At 43.7% G+C, this 15,677-nt stretch carries 16 protein-coding genes; 4 read left to right on the top strand and 12 right to left on the bottom strand.

Annotated features, from left to right (window positions below; translation table 11 throughout):
- The first annotated feature begins 8 nt into the window (after positions 1–8).
- Positions 9–212 carry a CPXCG motif-containing cysteine-rich protein gene (locus tag D5I41_RS14995; protein ID WP_102321835.1) on the top strand — a complete coding sequence of 68 codons (204 nt, stop codon included), beginning with the start codon at positions 9–11 and terminating at the stop codon, positions 210–212.
- Here D5I41_RS14995 and D5I41_RS14990 read toward each other — a convergent pair.
- Positions 209–820 carry a riboflavin synthase subunit alpha gene (locus D5I41_RS14990; protein ID WP_119010470.1) on the bottom strand — a complete coding sequence of 204 codons (612 nt, stop codon included), beginning with the start codon at positions 818–820 and terminating at the stop codon, positions 209–211. The genes D5I41_RS14995 and D5I41_RS14990 overlap by 4 nt on opposite strands.
- Before the next feature lie 187 nt (positions 821–1,007).
- Between D5I41_RS14990 and D5I41_RS14985 the strand changes: the two genes are divergently transcribed.
- The gene (locus D5I41_RS14985; RefSeq protein WP_119010469.1) at positions 1,008–2,378 is read left to right on the top strand and encodes an MATE family efflux transporter; all 1,371 of its coding nucleotides are present in this window, start codon (positions 1,008–1,010) and stop codon (positions 2,376–2,378) included.
- A 1,046-nt stretch (positions 2,379–3,424) separates the two neighbouring features.
- Here the strand turns inward: D5I41_RS14985 and D5I41_RS14980 are convergent.
- Complete coding sequence (locus D5I41_RS14980) at positions 3,425–4,216, bottom strand: MBL fold metallo-hydrolase (protein ID WP_119010468.1); 792 nt, start codon at positions 4,214–4,216, stop codon at positions 3,425–3,427.
- A gap of 112 nt (positions 4,217–4,328) precedes the next feature.
- Between D5I41_RS14980 and D5I41_RS14975 the strand changes: the two genes are divergently transcribed.
- Entirely contained in the window at positions 4,329–5,288 is a 960-nt protein-coding gene (locus D5I41_RS14975; RefSeq protein WP_119010467.1) for a GlxA family transcriptional regulator, read from the top strand.
- Between the two features lie 17 nt (positions 5,289–5,305).
- Here D5I41_RS14975 and D5I41_RS14970 read toward each other — a convergent pair whose 3' ends face one another.
- On the bottom strand, positions 5,306–6,253 hold the full coding sequence (locus tag D5I41_RS14970) for a LysR family transcriptional regulator (protein WP_119010466.1): 948 nt from the start codon (positions 6,251–6,253) through the stop codon (positions 5,306–5,308).
- Between the two features lie 102 nt (positions 6,254–6,355).
- On the opposite strand from D5I41_RS14970, the gene D5I41_RS14965 reads away from it, so the two are divergent.
- On the top strand, positions 6,356–7,528 hold the full coding sequence (locus D5I41_RS14965; protein ID WP_119010465.1) for a multidrug effflux MFS transporter: 1,173 nt from the start codon (positions 6,356–6,358) through the stop codon (positions 7,526–7,528).
- Positions 7,529–7,713: 185 nt separating this feature from the next.
- Here D5I41_RS14965 and D5I41_RS14960 read toward each other — a convergent pair whose 3' ends face one another.
- The 9 genes from D5I41_RS14960 to D5I41_RS14920 all read right to left on the bottom strand — a co-directional run bounded on the left by D5I41_RS14960 (position 7,714) and on the right by D5I41_RS14920 (position 15,245).
- A complete protein-coding gene (locus tag D5I41_RS14960) occupies positions 7,714–8,259 on the bottom strand; it encodes a GNAT family N-acetyltransferase (RefSeq protein WP_119011528.1) in 546 nt (181 codons plus the stop codon).
- A gap of 20 nt (positions 8,260–8,279) precedes the next feature.
- Positions 8,280–8,876 carry a glutathione S-transferase family protein gene (locus D5I41_RS14955; RefSeq protein WP_119010464.1) on the bottom strand — a complete coding sequence of 199 codons (597 nt, stop codon included), beginning with the start codon at positions 8,874–8,876 and terminating at the stop codon, positions 8,280–8,282.
- Positions 8,877–8,908: 32 nt separating this feature from the next.
- On the bottom strand, positions 8,909–9,376 hold the full coding sequence (locus tag D5I41_RS14950) for an OsmC family protein (protein WP_119010463.1): 468 nt from the start codon (positions 9,374–9,376) through the stop codon (positions 8,909–8,911).
- A 112-nt stretch (positions 9,377–9,488) separates the two neighbouring features.
- Entirely contained in the window at positions 9,489–9,770 is a 282-nt protein-coding gene (locus D5I41_RS14945) for a hypothetical protein (protein ID WP_119010462.1), read from the bottom strand.
- An 86-nt stretch (positions 9,771–9,856) separates the two neighbouring features.
- On the bottom strand, positions 9,857–10,348 hold the full coding sequence (locus D5I41_RS14940) for a GNAT family N-acetyltransferase (RefSeq protein ID WP_119010461.1): 492 nt from the start codon (positions 10,346–10,348) through the stop codon (positions 9,857–9,859).
- A 137-nt stretch (positions 10,349–10,485) separates the two neighbouring features.
- Positions 10,486–11,760, bottom strand: coding sequence for a carbohydrate porin (locus tag D5I41_RS14935; RefSeq protein ID WP_119010460.1), 1,275 nt, complete (start codon positions 11,758–11,760; stop codon positions 10,486–10,488).
- 95 nt (positions 11,761–11,855) lie between these two features.
- On the bottom strand, positions 11,856–12,518 hold the full coding sequence (locus tag D5I41_RS14930) for a DUF3299 domain-containing protein (protein WP_119010459.1): 663 nt from the start codon (positions 12,516–12,518) through the stop codon (positions 11,856–11,858).
- A gap of 80 nt (positions 12,519–12,598) precedes the next feature.
- A complete protein-coding gene (locus tag D5I41_RS14925) occupies positions 12,599–13,975 on the bottom strand; it encodes a metal-dependent hydrolase family protein (protein WP_119010458.1) in 1,377 nt (458 codons plus the stop codon).
- 250 nt (positions 13,976–14,225) lie between these two features.
- Complete coding sequence (locus D5I41_RS14920; RefSeq protein ID WP_119010457.1) at positions 14,226–15,245, bottom strand: helix-turn-helix transcriptional regulator; 1,020 nt, start codon at positions 15,243–15,245, stop codon at positions 14,226–14,228.
- Positions 15,246–15,677 lie beyond the last annotated feature (432 nt).

Here is a 15,677-nt window from a genome sequence, read left to right as displayed (position 1 = left end):
GCACCATTATGAAAGAATATGCTGAACGACATGTTTCTTGTCCACACTGTGGACAACATATTACGGTTCCCCTAGATACGACGCAGGGCAATCAAGACTTCTATGATGATTGCCCTGCCTGTTGCCACTCTATCCACCTCAGTATGGAGCTTGACGAGGTCAGAGATAAAGTAGAACTAAGGATTGATGCTGACGACGAGCAAATCTTCTAGAGTGCTTTTTGAGCTAGCACTCGCTCCACAGTATCAACAATTGCCTGTGTTTGAGGGTCAACCTCAAGGTTAATCCTATCGCCTGCGGCACGCTGGCCAAATAAAGTACGAGTAAGGGTCTCAGGGATAAGATTCACGCTAAATCGATTACCTTCTACTTCGGCAATGGTTAGCGAACATCCATCAAGGCCTATGTACCCCTTCTTCAAGATATAACGAATACTATCAGTGTTAGCTTCAAACCAAATAGTTTGGTTATTGGGGCTTTTTACAATATCTGTAATGGTGACGGTTCCAGAAATATGACCGGACATATTATGCCCGCCAATCTCGTCACCAAAGCGCGCAGCCCGCTCTACGTTGACGTAGTCACCTGATTGAAGCTCTCCCAAGTTGGTCAGATCCAAGGTTGCCTTCATTAGATCAAAAGTGACTCTACTGTCATCTGCCTTGGTCACCGTAAGACAACAACCATTGTGAGCAATAGACGCCCCAACGGAAATGTTGTCACTCAATGAGTCTGGTAATTCAATGACATGAGTTTGAAAATCTTGCTTCTGCTCTATTGAGATAACGCGAGCCGTTCCCTGAACAATTCCTGTAAACATATTTCCCCTTAACACCCTTTCTAATTTTTCAAAAGTATACCATGCGGGCCTTTTTAGAGACATTTAAAGCATCAAGGCAATCGCTACATAGGCATCGATAAATAGAGCAATAAAAACTGGAAAAACCATAGCACGCTCAACAGTTTGGTATTACTATTCCTCCCCTGAATGAATATAGGAAAACGCCGTGCACCGTTACCAAAAAGAAGCCAAGAACCTGATAAAGCTAGCGACCCCGATCCTCATTGCCTCGGTGGCTCAAACAGGCATGGGTGTGGTGGACACCATCATGGCCGGCGGCGTTAGTGCAACGGATATGGCAGCCGTTGCGATCGCCTCAAGTATTTGGCTACCTTCTATTTTATTTGGTATCGGAATCTTGATGGCACTAATCCCTATCGTGGCACAACTTAACGGTAGAGGGCATCAACACAAGATCGCTAACGAGATTCAGCAAGGTGCTAGTCTAGCGGTATTAATCGCCTTCCCAATAGCATTCGTCTTACTGCAAACCAGTACTATCTTGGGATTGATGGATGTCGATGTGTCCATGGCAGACATCACGACTGGGTACATGTATGCAATGCTTCCAGCAGTGCCAGCATTCTTATTCTTCCAAACACTCAGAAGCTTTACCGATGGAATGTCTTTAACCAAACCCGCAATGGTCATAGGTTTTGTCGGGCTACTGATTAACATTCCACTGAACTACATCTTTGTATACGGAAAGTTGGGTGCGCCTGCTCTAGGCGGTATTGGCTGTGGTGTGGCCACAACCATAGTGTACTGGATAATGTTTAGCATGTTGCTCTTCTATACCATGACTTCTAAACGACTGGCAAAAGTTGGTCTGTTTGAACAGTGGCATAAACCAAATCTAAAAGCACAATATCGTTTATTCAAGCTTGGGCTTCCGGTGGCGCTGGCTATTTTCTTTGAGGTAACCTTGTTTGCCGTCGTCGCCCTATTAGTTTCTCCATTAGGCCCAATTATCGTTGCAGCCCACCAGGTCGCTATCAACGTATCGGGAATGGTCTTTATGATCCCCATGAGCATTGGTGGCGCGGTAAGCATACGTGTTGGCCACAAGTTGGGAGAGGAAGATACAGAAGGTGCACGCATTGCGACCCGTGTCGGTATATTTTTAGGTTTAGCGATTGCCGCTGTTACCGCCATACTCACCGTTTTATTTAGAGATAATATCGCAAACCTGTACACCGACAACAGAGCAGTAACTGATCTCGCAGTCCAATTGTTGCTGCTTGCCGCCATTTATCAATTTAGTGATACCGTTCAGGTGGTGGGCGCAGGTGCACTTCGCGGTTACAAAGACATGAAATCTATCTTTAATCGCACCTTTATCTCTTACTGGATGATCGGTTTGCCAATCGGCTATGTACTTGGCTCTACAGATTGGTTATTTGAGCCTATGGGCGCTCACGGATACTGGTATGGCTTTATTATTGGTTTAACCACTGCTGCAGTATTACTATCAATGCGCATTAAGTGGATGCATCGCCAGAGCCCTGAAGTTCAGTTAGAGTTCGCTTCTCGCTAGATTGCCTCCTGATGGATTAAGAAGAGAAAGATACGGCGCCAAAGCATAATGTGTCTTTCTCTTTTTCTTAATCGATGTCACCAATCCTATCAAGCCGGTTTTTCCATGCATAAAACTTTACCCTCATCCACCAGCAACTCATACCTTACAATATGAATTCCCTTGTTTGAATGGTGCTTAGCGTAGCCCGTATATCCACTATTAACACCCGAACGCTAATCCATCTAATCATGTTATCAACTCACCATTTTTGACACTTGTATTGCCTAAAATAGACCCGAGAATTGTGCTCTATAAATGCAGTTTTACCATCAAAGCCGTCCTTTAAAATCAACAAACACCATTAGTTATAGTGCGATAGGTTGCATTTTGTAGAGTTTAATCAGACATAAGCGAGTAGGTAAACAATAACGACGGCAGTATCCTTCTAACTCGATGCTATTCAATTACATACAAGTAACCGGAAAGCTAAAACAATAATTAAATTCACACATTCCTGTTCAATCTCAAAAATCCGTTAAATGAGTTCTCAAACTACTTTCACTATTTCCTGAAGGCGTAAGCATATGACTTGCAATGAAAAAAGCCAAACAAGCAAGAAAGAAAAGTCGCTGTTCAAAATATTTATCCCGGCAGTAACAGCCGTTTTTATACTGATAAGCGTTGCCTTAATTTCAATTACGAGGAGCTAAAAAGTGTCACGTTAGCTTGGCCGTCATTATTGCGGTATTGTTATTTACATGGACTTGGGAGGTCTTTTGAGGTACATAGCGCTTAGTGCGGTGACTCTTGCGGCTGAGTGAGTTTTCTTAGCAGTCGCTCCAAGTGAAAAAGAGCAACTTGCTTTATCTCTAGGTAACTCAAACTTTCATTTCCATGCATATGCTGCGTCGAAGCAAACCAAATTAAGACCGTTTTATGCCACCTTTTCAATGGCAAGCTTTAAGGAAAAGTCGGACAACTTTCTAATAGAGTCCACCTGTGAACGTTCTAAATGGACCTTAATGCAGCATAAATCACTTTGATGATTGCGGCACACCCCTACGCTAGATATGCAGTACTTCACCATCATCTGGAATAAGGACCTTATCGAGTAAACCTTCTGCGCGCAGAGAACGTCTTAACGTCTCTCTATCTAATGGGCAATGATTTAACGCTTCCATATGATTGCAAATGACTTTGTTTGGAGAAAGGCGAATGAACGTCAGTATCTCATCTGACGACATCAATAACGGCTGCCCAACATCCATTTGTGCCTGCCCTGTCGCAACGACCGTTATATCTGGATTGAGTTCACTCAATGCCTTGCGAACATCATCGGTGAGTACAGTGTCACCACTGATGTAGAGACTCGGCTCATTGGGCAGCTCCAAAAAGAAGCCACAACCATTTGCCATTACCTTATGTATCCAACCATGACCATGCTGTGCTGGTATAGCGGTAATATGCCCCCCTAGATAAGGGGTTCTCTTCCAAGACTCTAAACCCTGCTCTACTGTTAAGCGATATCGTTCTAAATAAGCCTTGTCTTTACTTGGTGTAACCACGGGAATATTGTTTGCAATCAAGAACTGTTCTCCAGCACTATCAAGATGATCACCATGCTGCAAAGGCTTGAAACCAAAAGTTTGGCTGTGGGTAATAAGAGCGTTATTCACTTTATCTAAAATCTCACTCGCATTTGAGGGTAAATCAACGGTTGGATTTTTTTTCGCACTAAATCTAAACACTGAAAAAGGTGGTAAGGTTCCTTTATTTCCCAGCATTGGATCTATCAAAATGATCTTATCATTAGACTCAATAACGAATGTTGCGCTTCTTAGATGATGAATTTTCATAACTTCCCCCAAATCATTGATAACTCAGTATGAAGTAAGATACCTTTATACAACACTGCCCATAAGACAACATTCAGTCATATTGGGCCAATCTGGTTCCTCAGGAAACCCTATGAACAAACACACTATTGCGATCGTTGCTGTAGACAATATAAGCGCATTCCACGTATCTGTCCCATGCTTGGTATTTCAGGATGTGTTCATTCAACAGCAATCGATGTTTGACCTTTGCTTGTGTAGCGAAAACGCAGCAGATGTTTCCCTAAGCTCTGGATTTACTATCTCTATTGAGAAAGATTTATCCTTTATCGACAGCGCAGACATAGTGGTCATCCCAAGTTGGCCCAACGCATTGCCTGAACCAAGCAAAGCGTTACTCGACAAATTAATTGAAGCTCATCAGAGAGGAGCCACTATAGTAGGCCTTTGTCTGGGCGCTTACGTCGTAGCGAAAACCGGTCTATTGGATAAAAAAAAGGCCACAACCCATTGGGCATTTTCAGAGAAATTTAAACAAGATTTCCCAAATGTGAGCATCGACTGTAACCCCCTATTTATTGAACAAGGTAACATCATTACTTCCGCAGGAACGGCCGCATCATTAGACTGTTGCCTCCATATAGTTCGGCGTTTACACGGAAATGAAATTGCCTCTACTATCGCCCGCACCATGGTTACCGCCCCATTTCGCAACGGGGGGCAGAAACAGTACATTCCCTCCCCCATAGATAAACGTGCCGATACAAGCGTAAGCTTTGTGTTAGTGATCAACGAGATTGCACAAAATCTGGGTAACAGTTACGACCTTGATAGTGTTGCTGCACAATGTGCAATGAGTAGAAGAACCTTTACTCGACAATTCAAAGCTCAATATGGGTGCTCATTTGGGGAGTGGTTAACACAGCAACGACTGGACTTAAGCCAGACTCTCTTAGAATCAACTGATTATTCTATTTCTACCGTTGCTGAGCTAATTGGTATCGGCTCTGACAGTGTATTTCGAAAACACTTCAAAAAAGCATATCATGTCTCGCCAACGCAATGGCGTGCAGTGTTTAGAGCCAACATATAACGTAGTCCACTGAATGACTAAACCAGATCCTGGCAACATTCTGTGATTAACTCTCTGAGCCACTGATGGGCAGAATCCTGTTGCAACATACTTGGCCAGAGCATGCGGTAGCTTACCGGCTTTAATTCAAAAGGCAGGGGTAATGGTTTCAGCGGGTACCTTTGCACCAACTGTTTAGCAAAGATCGAGGTGCATACAAAAAACATATTGGTGTGTTGCGCCAGTAACGCTGCACTATGAAAATCAGGCACCTTAGCCTTATCTTTCAATCGTTGACCCTGTTCGGCTGCCACTCGGTCTAACAACCAAAACTCACTCTCCTCTACAAAGATTCGAATGATGTCTGAGTCCAAAAAGCCTTGTTCGTCCCATGCCTCTATAGAAATAGGGTGAGATTGGCTAACCAAGCAGACATGATTATCGCGATATAGCTCTAGGTTCGGTTGCTCTGCAAGATCGCAGACATGATAAGGCGCCTCTACACGGTGATCTGTATCTCTTGCCACGATCAGCAGATCCAAATCACCTTGATTCAAATGGTTCAGGCTTGCCTTAGATTTAGGAACGATGCTCAGTTGCATCCCTGGCGCAAGCCGAGTCAGTTTAGGCATCAATCTAGGGACAATAACTGGGAATGCTGTCTCACAGATACTGATGGTAAAGGTACGTTCATCGTTCGCTGCATCAAAAGATTCAGGAAGCAACATAATGTGCGAATCTCTTAGCCATTGGCGAAGCGGTGTTTCCAGCTTTAAGGCTCTGGCTGTTGGGGTTAGCCCTCTACCTGTACGTATAAACAGTGGATCGTCTAACACAGCACCAAGCTGCTCTCGTAGCTTAGTTAATTGCTTGCTCACTGCCGACTGACTGAGGTTCAATCGTGTTGCCGCACGGCTCACGCTCCCATCCTCAAGCAGAATTAACATCAACCTGAGCAGATTTAAGTCTATATGGTCCAGCTTCATCAGATATTCCATTTAAGAAAGTATCTGATGACAATAATTCAATATTAGTCATATCGCAACGTTGATACACTGCCGCCCTACACTTCACAGGCAAAGATACAAATGAACCACAAAGCCCCTATTTATCTCTTCTTACTGTTGATCGTCATAAGCCCTATGGGAATTGATATCTATCTCCCTGCGCTCCCGCAAATGGCAGACAATCTACAGACCCCCATGGCAAACATCCAAACCACCATCACACTTTTTCTCGCTGCTTTAGGTTTGGGTCAATTGCTTGCAGGACCTTTGGCTGATCGCTACGGACGTAGACCCCTTATTCTAAGTGGACTACTGCTGTATATTTTTGGCTCTGCAGTTGCCGCATTAGCCATGCAAATTGAAGTGCTATGGCTTGCCCGAATATTGCAAGGTTTGGGCACATGTGCGGTATCCGTGGGGGTAATGTCTGGCGTGCGCGATAGCTATAGTACCGAGAGAACGGCATCTATCTACAGTTACATTAATGGTGTTATCTGCGTCATTCCTGCACTGGCGCCAATGCTAGGCGGTTGGTTGAGTGAAACATGGGACTGGAGAGCAACCTTCTACTTTATGGCAGGTTATGCCTTATTCGTGACTCTATTTGCTTTGTTGCGTTTACCGGAAACTCGCCCGTCTAATACCATATCTAGCCCTAAGCTTATAAACTGGAAACAATACCAACCCATTTTGCAAAGCCACACCTTTAGATTTAACGCAGGTCTTGTGATGTTAGCAATGGCCATTATTATTGCCTTTGTTAGCGTGGCTCCAGTGCGCCTTATGGTCGAGTTAAACTTAGACCCAACCACCTTCTCTCTATGGTTTGGCAGCAATGCCCTCATCAACATCTTAGGTTCGTTTACCGCGCCGATTATCATTCGCCGTTTAGGTCAATCACGAGCACTGAAACTTGCGATTGCTATGTGCACCCTGGCAGCGGCTTCAATCTTGCTACTGCAAGGCGTAGATAGTCCTATTGCCTTCATGGGGCCTGTATTTATTGCAAGTACTGGTTTCTGTTTAACGCTGGCCATTTGCTGTAGCGCTGCATTAGCACCATTTAGTGAACGCGCAGGAACCGCCGCTTCACTATTAGGTTTCTTCCAGATGGCAGGAGCTTCTACACTGATCGGTATCGTTAACTTCTTGCCACTAGGATCATTGCAGATGATGGCACTGTTCATGTCACTGCCACTGATTTGGTATGTGGTTTGTCGACGTAAATCCAATTACGAAGTTTGTGAGAGCTAGAATAAGATTATTTAAGATAGCGAGCCAACATGGCTCGCTAGTTATACCAATCACAGTAAGTAAGTGGTCAGAAATAGCGTAGGAAAAACGCTGGATAACAAGGCAGAAGTTGTTGATGAGCAGTTATTCTACAATCAAAATTTCTAACGCCGTTATCGAGTGTTTTAACAAGCTAGGATGGCCAGTTATTTACTACGATTGGTATTACTTGCCTTTACAAACACAAGGGTGTTATCCAACTTTCCTGAAGGTAGTCGTCGTTCATTGCGCAAGGTTGCCTCAAGTTCATAACCACAGCGTTCAGCAACACTCCTGCTTTTAACGTTGCTTTGCGCCGCTCTTATTTCGATGCGGTTCGCCTTAAGCTCATCAAAGGCATACTCTTCTAACCTAGTCACCGCTTCGGTGATAAAACCCTTGCCGACACTATCGCTTCGCAGCCAGTAACCTATCTCAAAGAAAGGCACTTCTTTATCGCGAATAATCAGACCTATAGCGCCTATTAATCTACCCGATGTTTTTTCTATTAGAGAGTAGCGAAGTTCATCCTTAAAGCCTGCAAAGTTTTCTATGGCCTGCTGGGTATTTTCAATGGATGCCTGCTGTGAAAGCGCAAATGGGACCCAAGGTAAGAATTCCTCAAGTTCTCTCTCGCTTTCTTTTATGGCCACCAGCATAGCGGGCTGATCCTCTAATGAAGGAGGAGTTAAGCGCAATCGGGTTGTTTCCATCATTTAACGTTACCTTGTAATCAAGACATGCCCACATAGCCATTTATTGCTGCGATGCTCGCAATCCAGCGCTGTATGTGAGGATAGTTTGACAAATTAAACCCACCTTCGTTTGCAACATGGGTGTAAGCATACAAAGCAATATCGGCGATAGTCGCTTGTTCGCCTACGAGAAAACGTGATTGAGACAACTGGCTATCCATTAGCGCCAACGCTTTGCAGCCACCTTCTTGTAGAGAATTGAACTCGTCAATTCGACTTTCAGGCATTCCTTGGTATTTTTGAATAAACCTAGCCACCGCAATATTAGGCTCGTGTGAGTACTGCTCAAAGAACAACCATTCATACACTTTGGCCTTCTGGAATGTCTCATTTGGGAGGAAATCAGTGTCTTCAGCAAAGTAGCCTAAGATAGCATTTGATTCGCTTAAAGTGCGCCCGTCATTTAAGACGACAACAGGTATTTTCCCGTTTGGGTTGATAGAAAGAAACTCAGGGGTTTTGGTTTCATTTTCTAGAATATTCACGTGAATCCACTGATGTTCTATGCCAAGGAATGACAGAATCAATTTTACCTTTAAACAGTTCCCAGACTGCAGATCTCCATATACGAGCATTACTGTTCCTTGTACGGTTTTAGGTTAAGTCTTTAGCTAATTATTTCCGTGATTACCTCTGTTTCTACTGAGTTAGCAATAAAACAGTTTTCATGAGACAGATGATGCATTTTTTCTAATTGCTGTCTTGTCGGAATACGCTCACCGGAAAATACTATCTTAGGACGGAGCACTACTTGAGTGACGGCCATCTTGCCCTTGGTATTTTCACTTAGCGTACCCACTGCATTGTCCGTATAGCTTTCAATGACGTATTTTTTCTTTGCGGCAACCGATAGAAAGACAAGCATATGACAACTAGACAAGGCGGCGATAAAGGCTTCTTCTGGATCTACGTTTTCTTCAACAGAAAGTGGTAGAGGAACAACATGAGGTGATGCTGAAGCTAAAACAGATGCGCCGCCATCAAATTCCCAAGTGTGACCTCGACTGTAGTTGTTGTCACTGAAAGCTTCAGTTTCACCGCGTTTCCATCGAACAGTCGCTGAGTGTTCTAACATTCAATACTCCGTAATTTCGAGATAGAGTTAACGCTAAGCTAACCCTAGATTATGAACTCCAAACCATAAGTGGAAAGCAATGAGACTATTGCAATGAGACTATTCAACTGAACTAAAGAACTGTAACGCCTTCAACCTCAATAACTGAGTTCACTTTAGCTCTCTCGATTATTTTAAGTAACGTGGTCTGAATTAACTCATTGTTTCTAATCTCTGTTTCACAAGCGAAACGCTCTTCTTGAGCACTATCGCCTTCACTCAAAGTAAACTGAACAGCCACTTCAGTCGCACAGTCTTTTGAAGACCCAAAGTACATCAAAGTAATTTTTGGATAACCGTTGAAGCCCTTTTTAACCTGTTTCGCGATTCGTTTCTTAGCTTTATCCAAATTCATAAGACTTCCTGTTAGGGCTGAAAACTCAACCGAAGATAACATTTAAATAGTGTGCAGGTTTATATTACTGCAAGCTCAGTAATGGTCTAACTTTTGATTCTCGCCATGTGATACACAGAGATATATTCTCCATTTCGAAATGCATAGGCTTGGGACTCGCCCTCAATGACAAAGCCATGCTTCATATATAAATTGATAGCAGATTCGTTATCTACATAGACCGTCAGTTCTAAGCGTTTCAGGTTAAGCCAGTTATCGGCCAAGTCGATCACGGTCGCGAGCAATGCCGTCCCGACACCTTTTCCTTGGTGCAGATCCTTAACGCCCATACCAAATGATCCCACATGTCGACGCCTTGGGTTTGTACATACTTCAAAGCCGATATTGCCAACGATCTCGCCACCAGCAACCGCTACATAGGAAAATACATGGTCAGGAACATTAGATAGTCTCCCTTCCCATAATGTTAGTGATGGATTAGGCAGTTGCAGAGTACCCATATAGGCAGTGGTGCACTCATATATTTCTTTGACGGCTCTTGCGTCTTGCGGCTCTGAACGTCTAACTGTTACTTCCATCAACTCTCCTAGTAATTCATCAAGCTATTGATTTATTTCACTATAACAAATCAAAAAGGTAAAGCTAGCCTAGCAAGATCAAAAAGGGTCCTGACAAAATCAGGACCCTTTTATGGAATTAGGAGTGAGTAACAGTATTACAAGAATACGCGTCCACGCACACCAAATACCAACGCCGTGTCTTCATTAGACATAGCAGGATTATGTATAAACTGTACATCAGGCGTTAGCTGGAAATGATTGCCAAATTGCATGTTGTAGTAAAGCTCTGCAGTGACTTGGTCATCATCGGCAAATGCTTGTAAGGTATCGCTGTTGGTTTCTGCCCAGTTAATGGCAAAACCAAGATTATTCTTAGGTGCACCCAAGCCAAAGTATCCAAAACCAACCGAAATCGACGTGTCGTACAAGGCTACATCACCTTCAGAGAAACCACCTCGGATAAAGGGCATCAATTGGGGTGTTATGAAGGTACTGTAAGAAAAGTTAATACCTTGACCTGACTCACCACCGATAACAGTGCCATCCGGTAGCGTTGATGAAGAAAGACTGTGACGTGACCCTTCATCCATATGCCATAAGGTGACATGGAAATTCTCGGTGTAGATTTGTTCTTGTGAAGCAGTCCAACCCAATTCTAGTGTAGTGAAATAAGACGCGTCGCTACCGAAAGCCGTATCAAAGCCATCGAAGATATCGTCAGATTCACCGTTAGCGTCCGCGATACCCGCTACGACATAAAAGTTGTCGCCAATCATGTGACCCGCAGACAGCGCCAGAATACCATCATCAGGAAGGCCCATTGCTCCTGAGCCTGTTGAAAACGCGAGATTGGTAAAGCCAGTCCAAGGACTCGCTAATGCGTAAGTATCTACATAGTTGGTGACATCTTGCCAACCAAATTGAATGGTGCCTCGACCACCATTGATCTTTTGTTTCCAGTTTAAGTCAGTTACACGGAAACCTTGGTCACTAAAAGCAGGTGCAATCATTCCTACATAACCGATGTTATCTTCGGCCTGGAAAGTGATCCCTGAATAGTCTTTTGGTGCATTATCTGTATAAGCATGACGATGCTCGATTTTCCATACCAGACCACCGGTATTGCCACTCTCAAGTCCAACAAGATTCCACTGGCCATAGATACGCGCTACACCCGATGCGGACGAAGCACTGTCTCCATTAGCACCATCGCTGCTGGTCAGCCCCAGAGCAAAATAATCTGCGCCAAACGTAAAACCTTTTTGGGCTAGATGCTCACGCCAATCCTTTTGATCTTCTTTTTGTGCGGCAATGGTGTTCTCTACAGAGTCTGGGCCTTCAAAGTTGGCACCTTCAGCAAATACCAAAGGAGTACTAAGAATAGAAGCAAGGCTAAATGCAATACGAGTACGTTTAGAGATATCTATCATGTCTTGGCCTGAGTTTTTGAATTTTAGAAATTTTACTATTTATGCTGCAGCTAAAACGCCCATTTAGCGCCAGCTACATATTTGATGAAGGATGATTACTGAGCTTGGTAAAGTTCTACATCGTCAGCAGATAGTTGGTATACCGCCTCTACATTTGCTGCACCGTCGGCATAGTTCACATCTTCCGTCACTTTGCCATCCGTCAACTCCCCTTCAACCCAAATAGGCGTAGCTAAACTAACTAATTCAATTCCTTGCGGATAATCAACCAAAATAATCTGATTCGGTGGCGGTGGCGGTGTGTGTATGCAAGCTCCTGCTGTTGGGACTAAGAAAAATTTAGTGACTAGCGTACCTTCCATCTCTAAAGGGGTAATAAAGCCCGGGATCTTATGTTTCTTGTTTAAGACATTGGAGTTGGGTAATGTCGCCATTTGCGTGCGTTGTTCCATAATGGTTTCACGTGCTACGAAGAGTTGCTCGACGTTCACCCCTTGCTTTTGAAGCTTTCCCTCTAACGCCTTTACTTCAGATACAGATTCTTGCGAAGGTGTAAATCCATCGATTTTAGTCGCTTCGCGAAAACGGGCGATGGTTCCAAGATCATAAAGTTGATTAGAATCCAAGGCGGCAAATGGGTCTTCAACCGTTTGTATCTGGGGAATCAATTCTTGCCAAAACGTGACGTCGTCACCGGCGACCGCATTCAAAGAACATAATAATGTGCATCCCAGCAAAACTTGTTTTAGAAACTTCATTTATCAACACCTTAGACAACTATTTTACAAATGAAGGGCAGAGCAAACTCCGCCCTTCTTATTCACCACAATGACAGCTATTACATTTCGTTTCGGTAAATCTTACCGTCTTTCATGACCAGCTTAATGGTGTCGATTTTCTTGTATTCAGGATCCGCATCAAACCACTTCTCGTTTGCACCTAGTACGCCCATGTCTTCTAACGGGTTACCTTCTACAAGCAAGATATCTGCAATCGCATCTTTTTCGATGACACCTAACTTACCCTTGGCAATACTACGCGGGCCTGACATCGCTAGCATTTCGCCAGCCGTTGACGTCATCTGCTTTAGCACCTCAAAGTTGCTACCAAAGGCTTGAGTGCGCCAGTAGATTTCATAACGACGCGCTCGTTCAGCATCTGAGTTAACACCAACGTAATCAGACGCAAATACCACCTTCACATCGTTCTCTAGAAGGCGCTGACCATAATCACCGTAAGCTTCTTGTAGCTGAGCGACCATTGGAAGCTTCTCTTTTGGCATCAATGGGTTTTTAGCAAGATCAGGAGAGAGACCCCACATTTGTGGAACCACGTAGCCACCCTCTTTTGAGATTCGCTTCATGGTTTCATCATTGATAAAGAAACTGTGCTCGAATGTTCTCACCCCACAGTCTAGAAGGCGGTTGACAGCACGGTCGTTAAATACGTGCGCTGCGGCATAAGTGCCCCAGTCTTTTGCAGCCTCAACGATTGCACAGGTTTCTTCGACCGAGTATTGAGTGGTGTCTATTGGGTCAAAACGAGACGAACCGCCGCCACCGGCCATGATCTTAATCTGGGTTGCACCATTACGCAGATTGATACGCGTTGCCTTAAGCACTTCTGGCACGCCATCGGCTGTTGATCCAATACCAAATTTTTCAAAGTTTGAAATATCACCAGTGGTCGAAATGTTGTAACCCGCATCACCACGGTCACGGAAATCACCATGTCCAGATGTTTGAGAAATGAAACCACCTGATGGATAAATACGAGGGCCTTTCACATTGCCTGCTTCAATCTCACGAGACAAACCAAACGCAGGGCCACCCATATCACGGACCGTTGTAAAACCATCGTCTAGAAAGCGCTCTGCTACCTTGACTGAGTTAATAGAGATATCAGTAAGGTCTTTGTTTTTTTCAATCTCATCAAAGCTGTAGTTGATCATTACGTGCGCGTGACCATCGATCAGTCCAGGCATCAGCGTTTTACCTTGGCCATCGATTACCGTTGCGCCTTCTTCTGCTTGGATCTCTTTAGACGAAATCTCTGCAATCTTATTGTCGACCACCTTCACGCTATAATCTTCGTAAAGCTTCTCTTCAGTACCGTTAAAGATGTCTACATTTTTAAATATGGTCGTCGCAGCGGAAGCTGAGAATGCCATTGAACAAGAAATTGCAACTGCCGTTAGCTTTAAAACGTTTTTCATGTTTGTTTCCTATGAAGCGTCAAACTCAATATCCATTGTGATTCGTCACACTAGGTAACGGTAATTCCATCTAACAATGAAGCCATTACTGGGCTTATGATGCTCACCCAAATTGCCGATTCTTTCACTGCTGAACTAAACACACAGTGTGCCAAAATCAGTAACTCTCAATAGCTTAGGTGCAATAATAGAGATTTACGAATCTTCATAATTGCCATTTGGTGACAACGAAACAAATAGTGATTAAATTTTATTTGGAAATGCCTGCTTTACGGTAGGCGCTGGGAGTTTGGTCGTATCGACGCTTAAAGGCGCGACTAAAGTGCGCTGCATCTGAATATCCAAATTTATTGGCTATAGCAGTGATGGATTCATCAGAAGAACGCATTGCGTCTTTAATAAGCTCAAAGGTCATATCTTCAATTAAAGCCTGATAAACCAAGCCTTCCTTGGCAAGACGCCTTTGTAAGGTGCGCACATTGAGCCGTAGAATTTCTGCCGCAATTTTGATGGGGAGTTTCCCCATAGATAGGTAAGGTGATAGTGCTAGCTTGAACGTATCCATAAAGCTAGGTGTTGAGTACGCGATATGATCTATCCCCACTCTATCAGTTTCAAACGCCTTGCTTAGATTCTTAATTTCTCCTTCCATTAATGAATCTGGAATCTTAATCCCAGCCAGGTTTCGTTCACAGATAAAGCTCACATTGTTCAAGGTTGGTAGTGAAGAAAACGCATCACTATTGCTGCTCACTAGAGCGATTTGTTCTGGTGACCAGGTTACATGGGTTAGCGAACGTATGAACTCAATCATAAACAACACCGAAAACAATTCAGCATGTTCATACCATTGCTCATGTTGCCCTGCTTTTTCACGGGTGAGCCACCAAGAACCGGCAGTATACTTTGGATAGATCCTTGAGCTTGGTGAGGCCAACTTAACCAATTGTGATAATTCTTCGCACGCTTCTAACAAGGTATCGTGTTTGGACAGCCTAGATACGAATCTACGAATGTAGTCCCTACGAATCCCCTCCCAGAAAATCAACGCTAGATCGGCTTGAGTATGATGTGAACCTAGCACCTCTACTGCATTTTTCAGTGCACTTTCAGGTAAAAACTCATAGCTGTCCGATTGATGAATATCGTTCGGTATGGTTGCTTCACGCAAAATTTGATAGGCATCGCCATCCAGTTGCATGAGAAGATCGACAAAAAACCGAATATCTTCAACGCGGATGAGGTTTATCGATTGATCCGACTGTTCCATGTGCAAGCTAGCTTCCGTTAATAATTGTCTAGATCAGAATGACAAATTTAGCTGAATATTCAACTACCTGGAGCCTGATCTTTGATTCTCCCCAAGCTTATGAAGTGCAATCGCTAAAACATCGCCTCAAATCTACCATCAATAACACAACTCGCTGTAAGGCAATCAGATAGTGTTGAATAAATCTTCAACCTTGTCTGTGAGGAATACCGGAGGTTAAGTCAAACGCTTCTGCATGTTCGATACCCTTCTGGAAACTCTTGAATCTTGCTCTTTTGAAACCCCATACACGGACAGTTGTACTTGACCAATAGTTAATCAGCAAAGATATCAGATACCTATTTTGAGATGAAAGTCAAAGTAGGTCTTACTTTTACTGCTCCTATATAACTAGCGTATACAAGACACTGAATCAAAACACTAAGGCAATCA

Origin of the sequence: Vibrio superstes (assembly GCF_003569005.1) — a bacterium.
Classification (GTDB): Bacteria; Pseudomonadota; Gammaproteobacteria; order Enterobacterales; family Vibrionaceae; genus Vibrio; species Vibrio superstes.
This window is presented reverse-complemented; position numbering and strand designations above follow the sequence as displayed.

Excerpts from the sequence above, each read along its gene's own strand:
- D5I41_RS14930 (WP_119010459.1), bottom strand. The coding sequence starts at position 12,518 with ATGAAGTTTCTAAAACAAGTTTTGCTGGGATGCACATTATTATGTTCT.
- D5I41_RS14945 (WP_119010462.1), bottom strand. The coding sequence starts at position 9,770 with ATGAATTTGGATAAAGCTAAGAAACGAATCGCGAAACAGGTTAAAAAG.
- D5I41_RS14955 (WP_119010464.1), bottom strand. The coding sequence starts at position 8,876 with ATGCTCGTATATGGAGATCTGCAGTCTGGGAACTGTTTAAAGGTAAAA.
- D5I41_RS14990 (WP_119010470.1), bottom strand. The coding sequence starts at position 820 with ATGTTTACAGGAATTGTTCAGGGAACGGCTCGCGTTATCTCAATAGAG.
- D5I41_RS14970 (WP_119010466.1), bottom strand. The coding sequence starts at position 6,253 with ATGAAGCTGGACCATATAGACTTAAATCTGCTCAGGTTGATGTTAATT.
- D5I41_RS14920 (WP_119010457.1), bottom strand. The coding sequence starts at position 15,245 with ATGGAACAGTCGGATCAATCGATAAACCTCATCCGCGTTGAAGATATT.
- D5I41_RS14925 (WP_119010458.1), bottom strand. The coding sequence starts at position 13,975 with ATGAAAAACGTTTTAAAGCTAACGGCAGTTGCAATTTCTTGTTCAATG.
- D5I41_RS14940 (WP_119010461.1), bottom strand. The coding sequence starts at position 10,348 with ATGGAAGTAACAGTTAGACGTTCAGAGCCGCAAGACGCAAGAGCCGTC.
- D5I41_RS14950 (WP_119010463.1), bottom strand. The coding sequence starts at position 9,376 with ATGTTAGAACACTCAGCGACTGTTCGATGGAAACGCGGTGAAACTGAA.
- D5I41_RS14995 (WP_102321835.1), top strand. The coding sequence starts at position 9 with ATGAAAGAATATGCTGAACGACATGTTTCTTGTCCACACTGTGGACAA.
- D5I41_RS14980 (WP_119010468.1), bottom strand. The coding sequence starts at position 4,216 with ATGAAAATTCATCATCTAAGAAGCGCAACATTCGTTATTGAGTCTAAT.
- D5I41_RS14960 (WP_119011528.1), bottom strand. The coding sequence starts at position 8,259 with ATGGAAACAACCCGATTGCGCTTAACTCCTCCTTCATTAGAGGATCAG.
- D5I41_RS14965 (WP_119010465.1), top strand. The coding sequence starts at position 6,356 with ATGAACCACAAAGCCCCTATTTATCTCTTCTTACTGTTGATCGTCATA.
- D5I41_RS14935 (WP_119010460.1), bottom strand. The coding sequence starts at position 11,760 with ATGATAGATATCTCTAAACGTACTCGTATTGCATTTAGCCTTGCTTCT.
- D5I41_RS14975 (WP_119010467.1), top strand. The coding sequence starts at position 4,329 with ATGAACAAACACACTATTGCGATCGTTGCTGTAGACAATATAAGCGCA.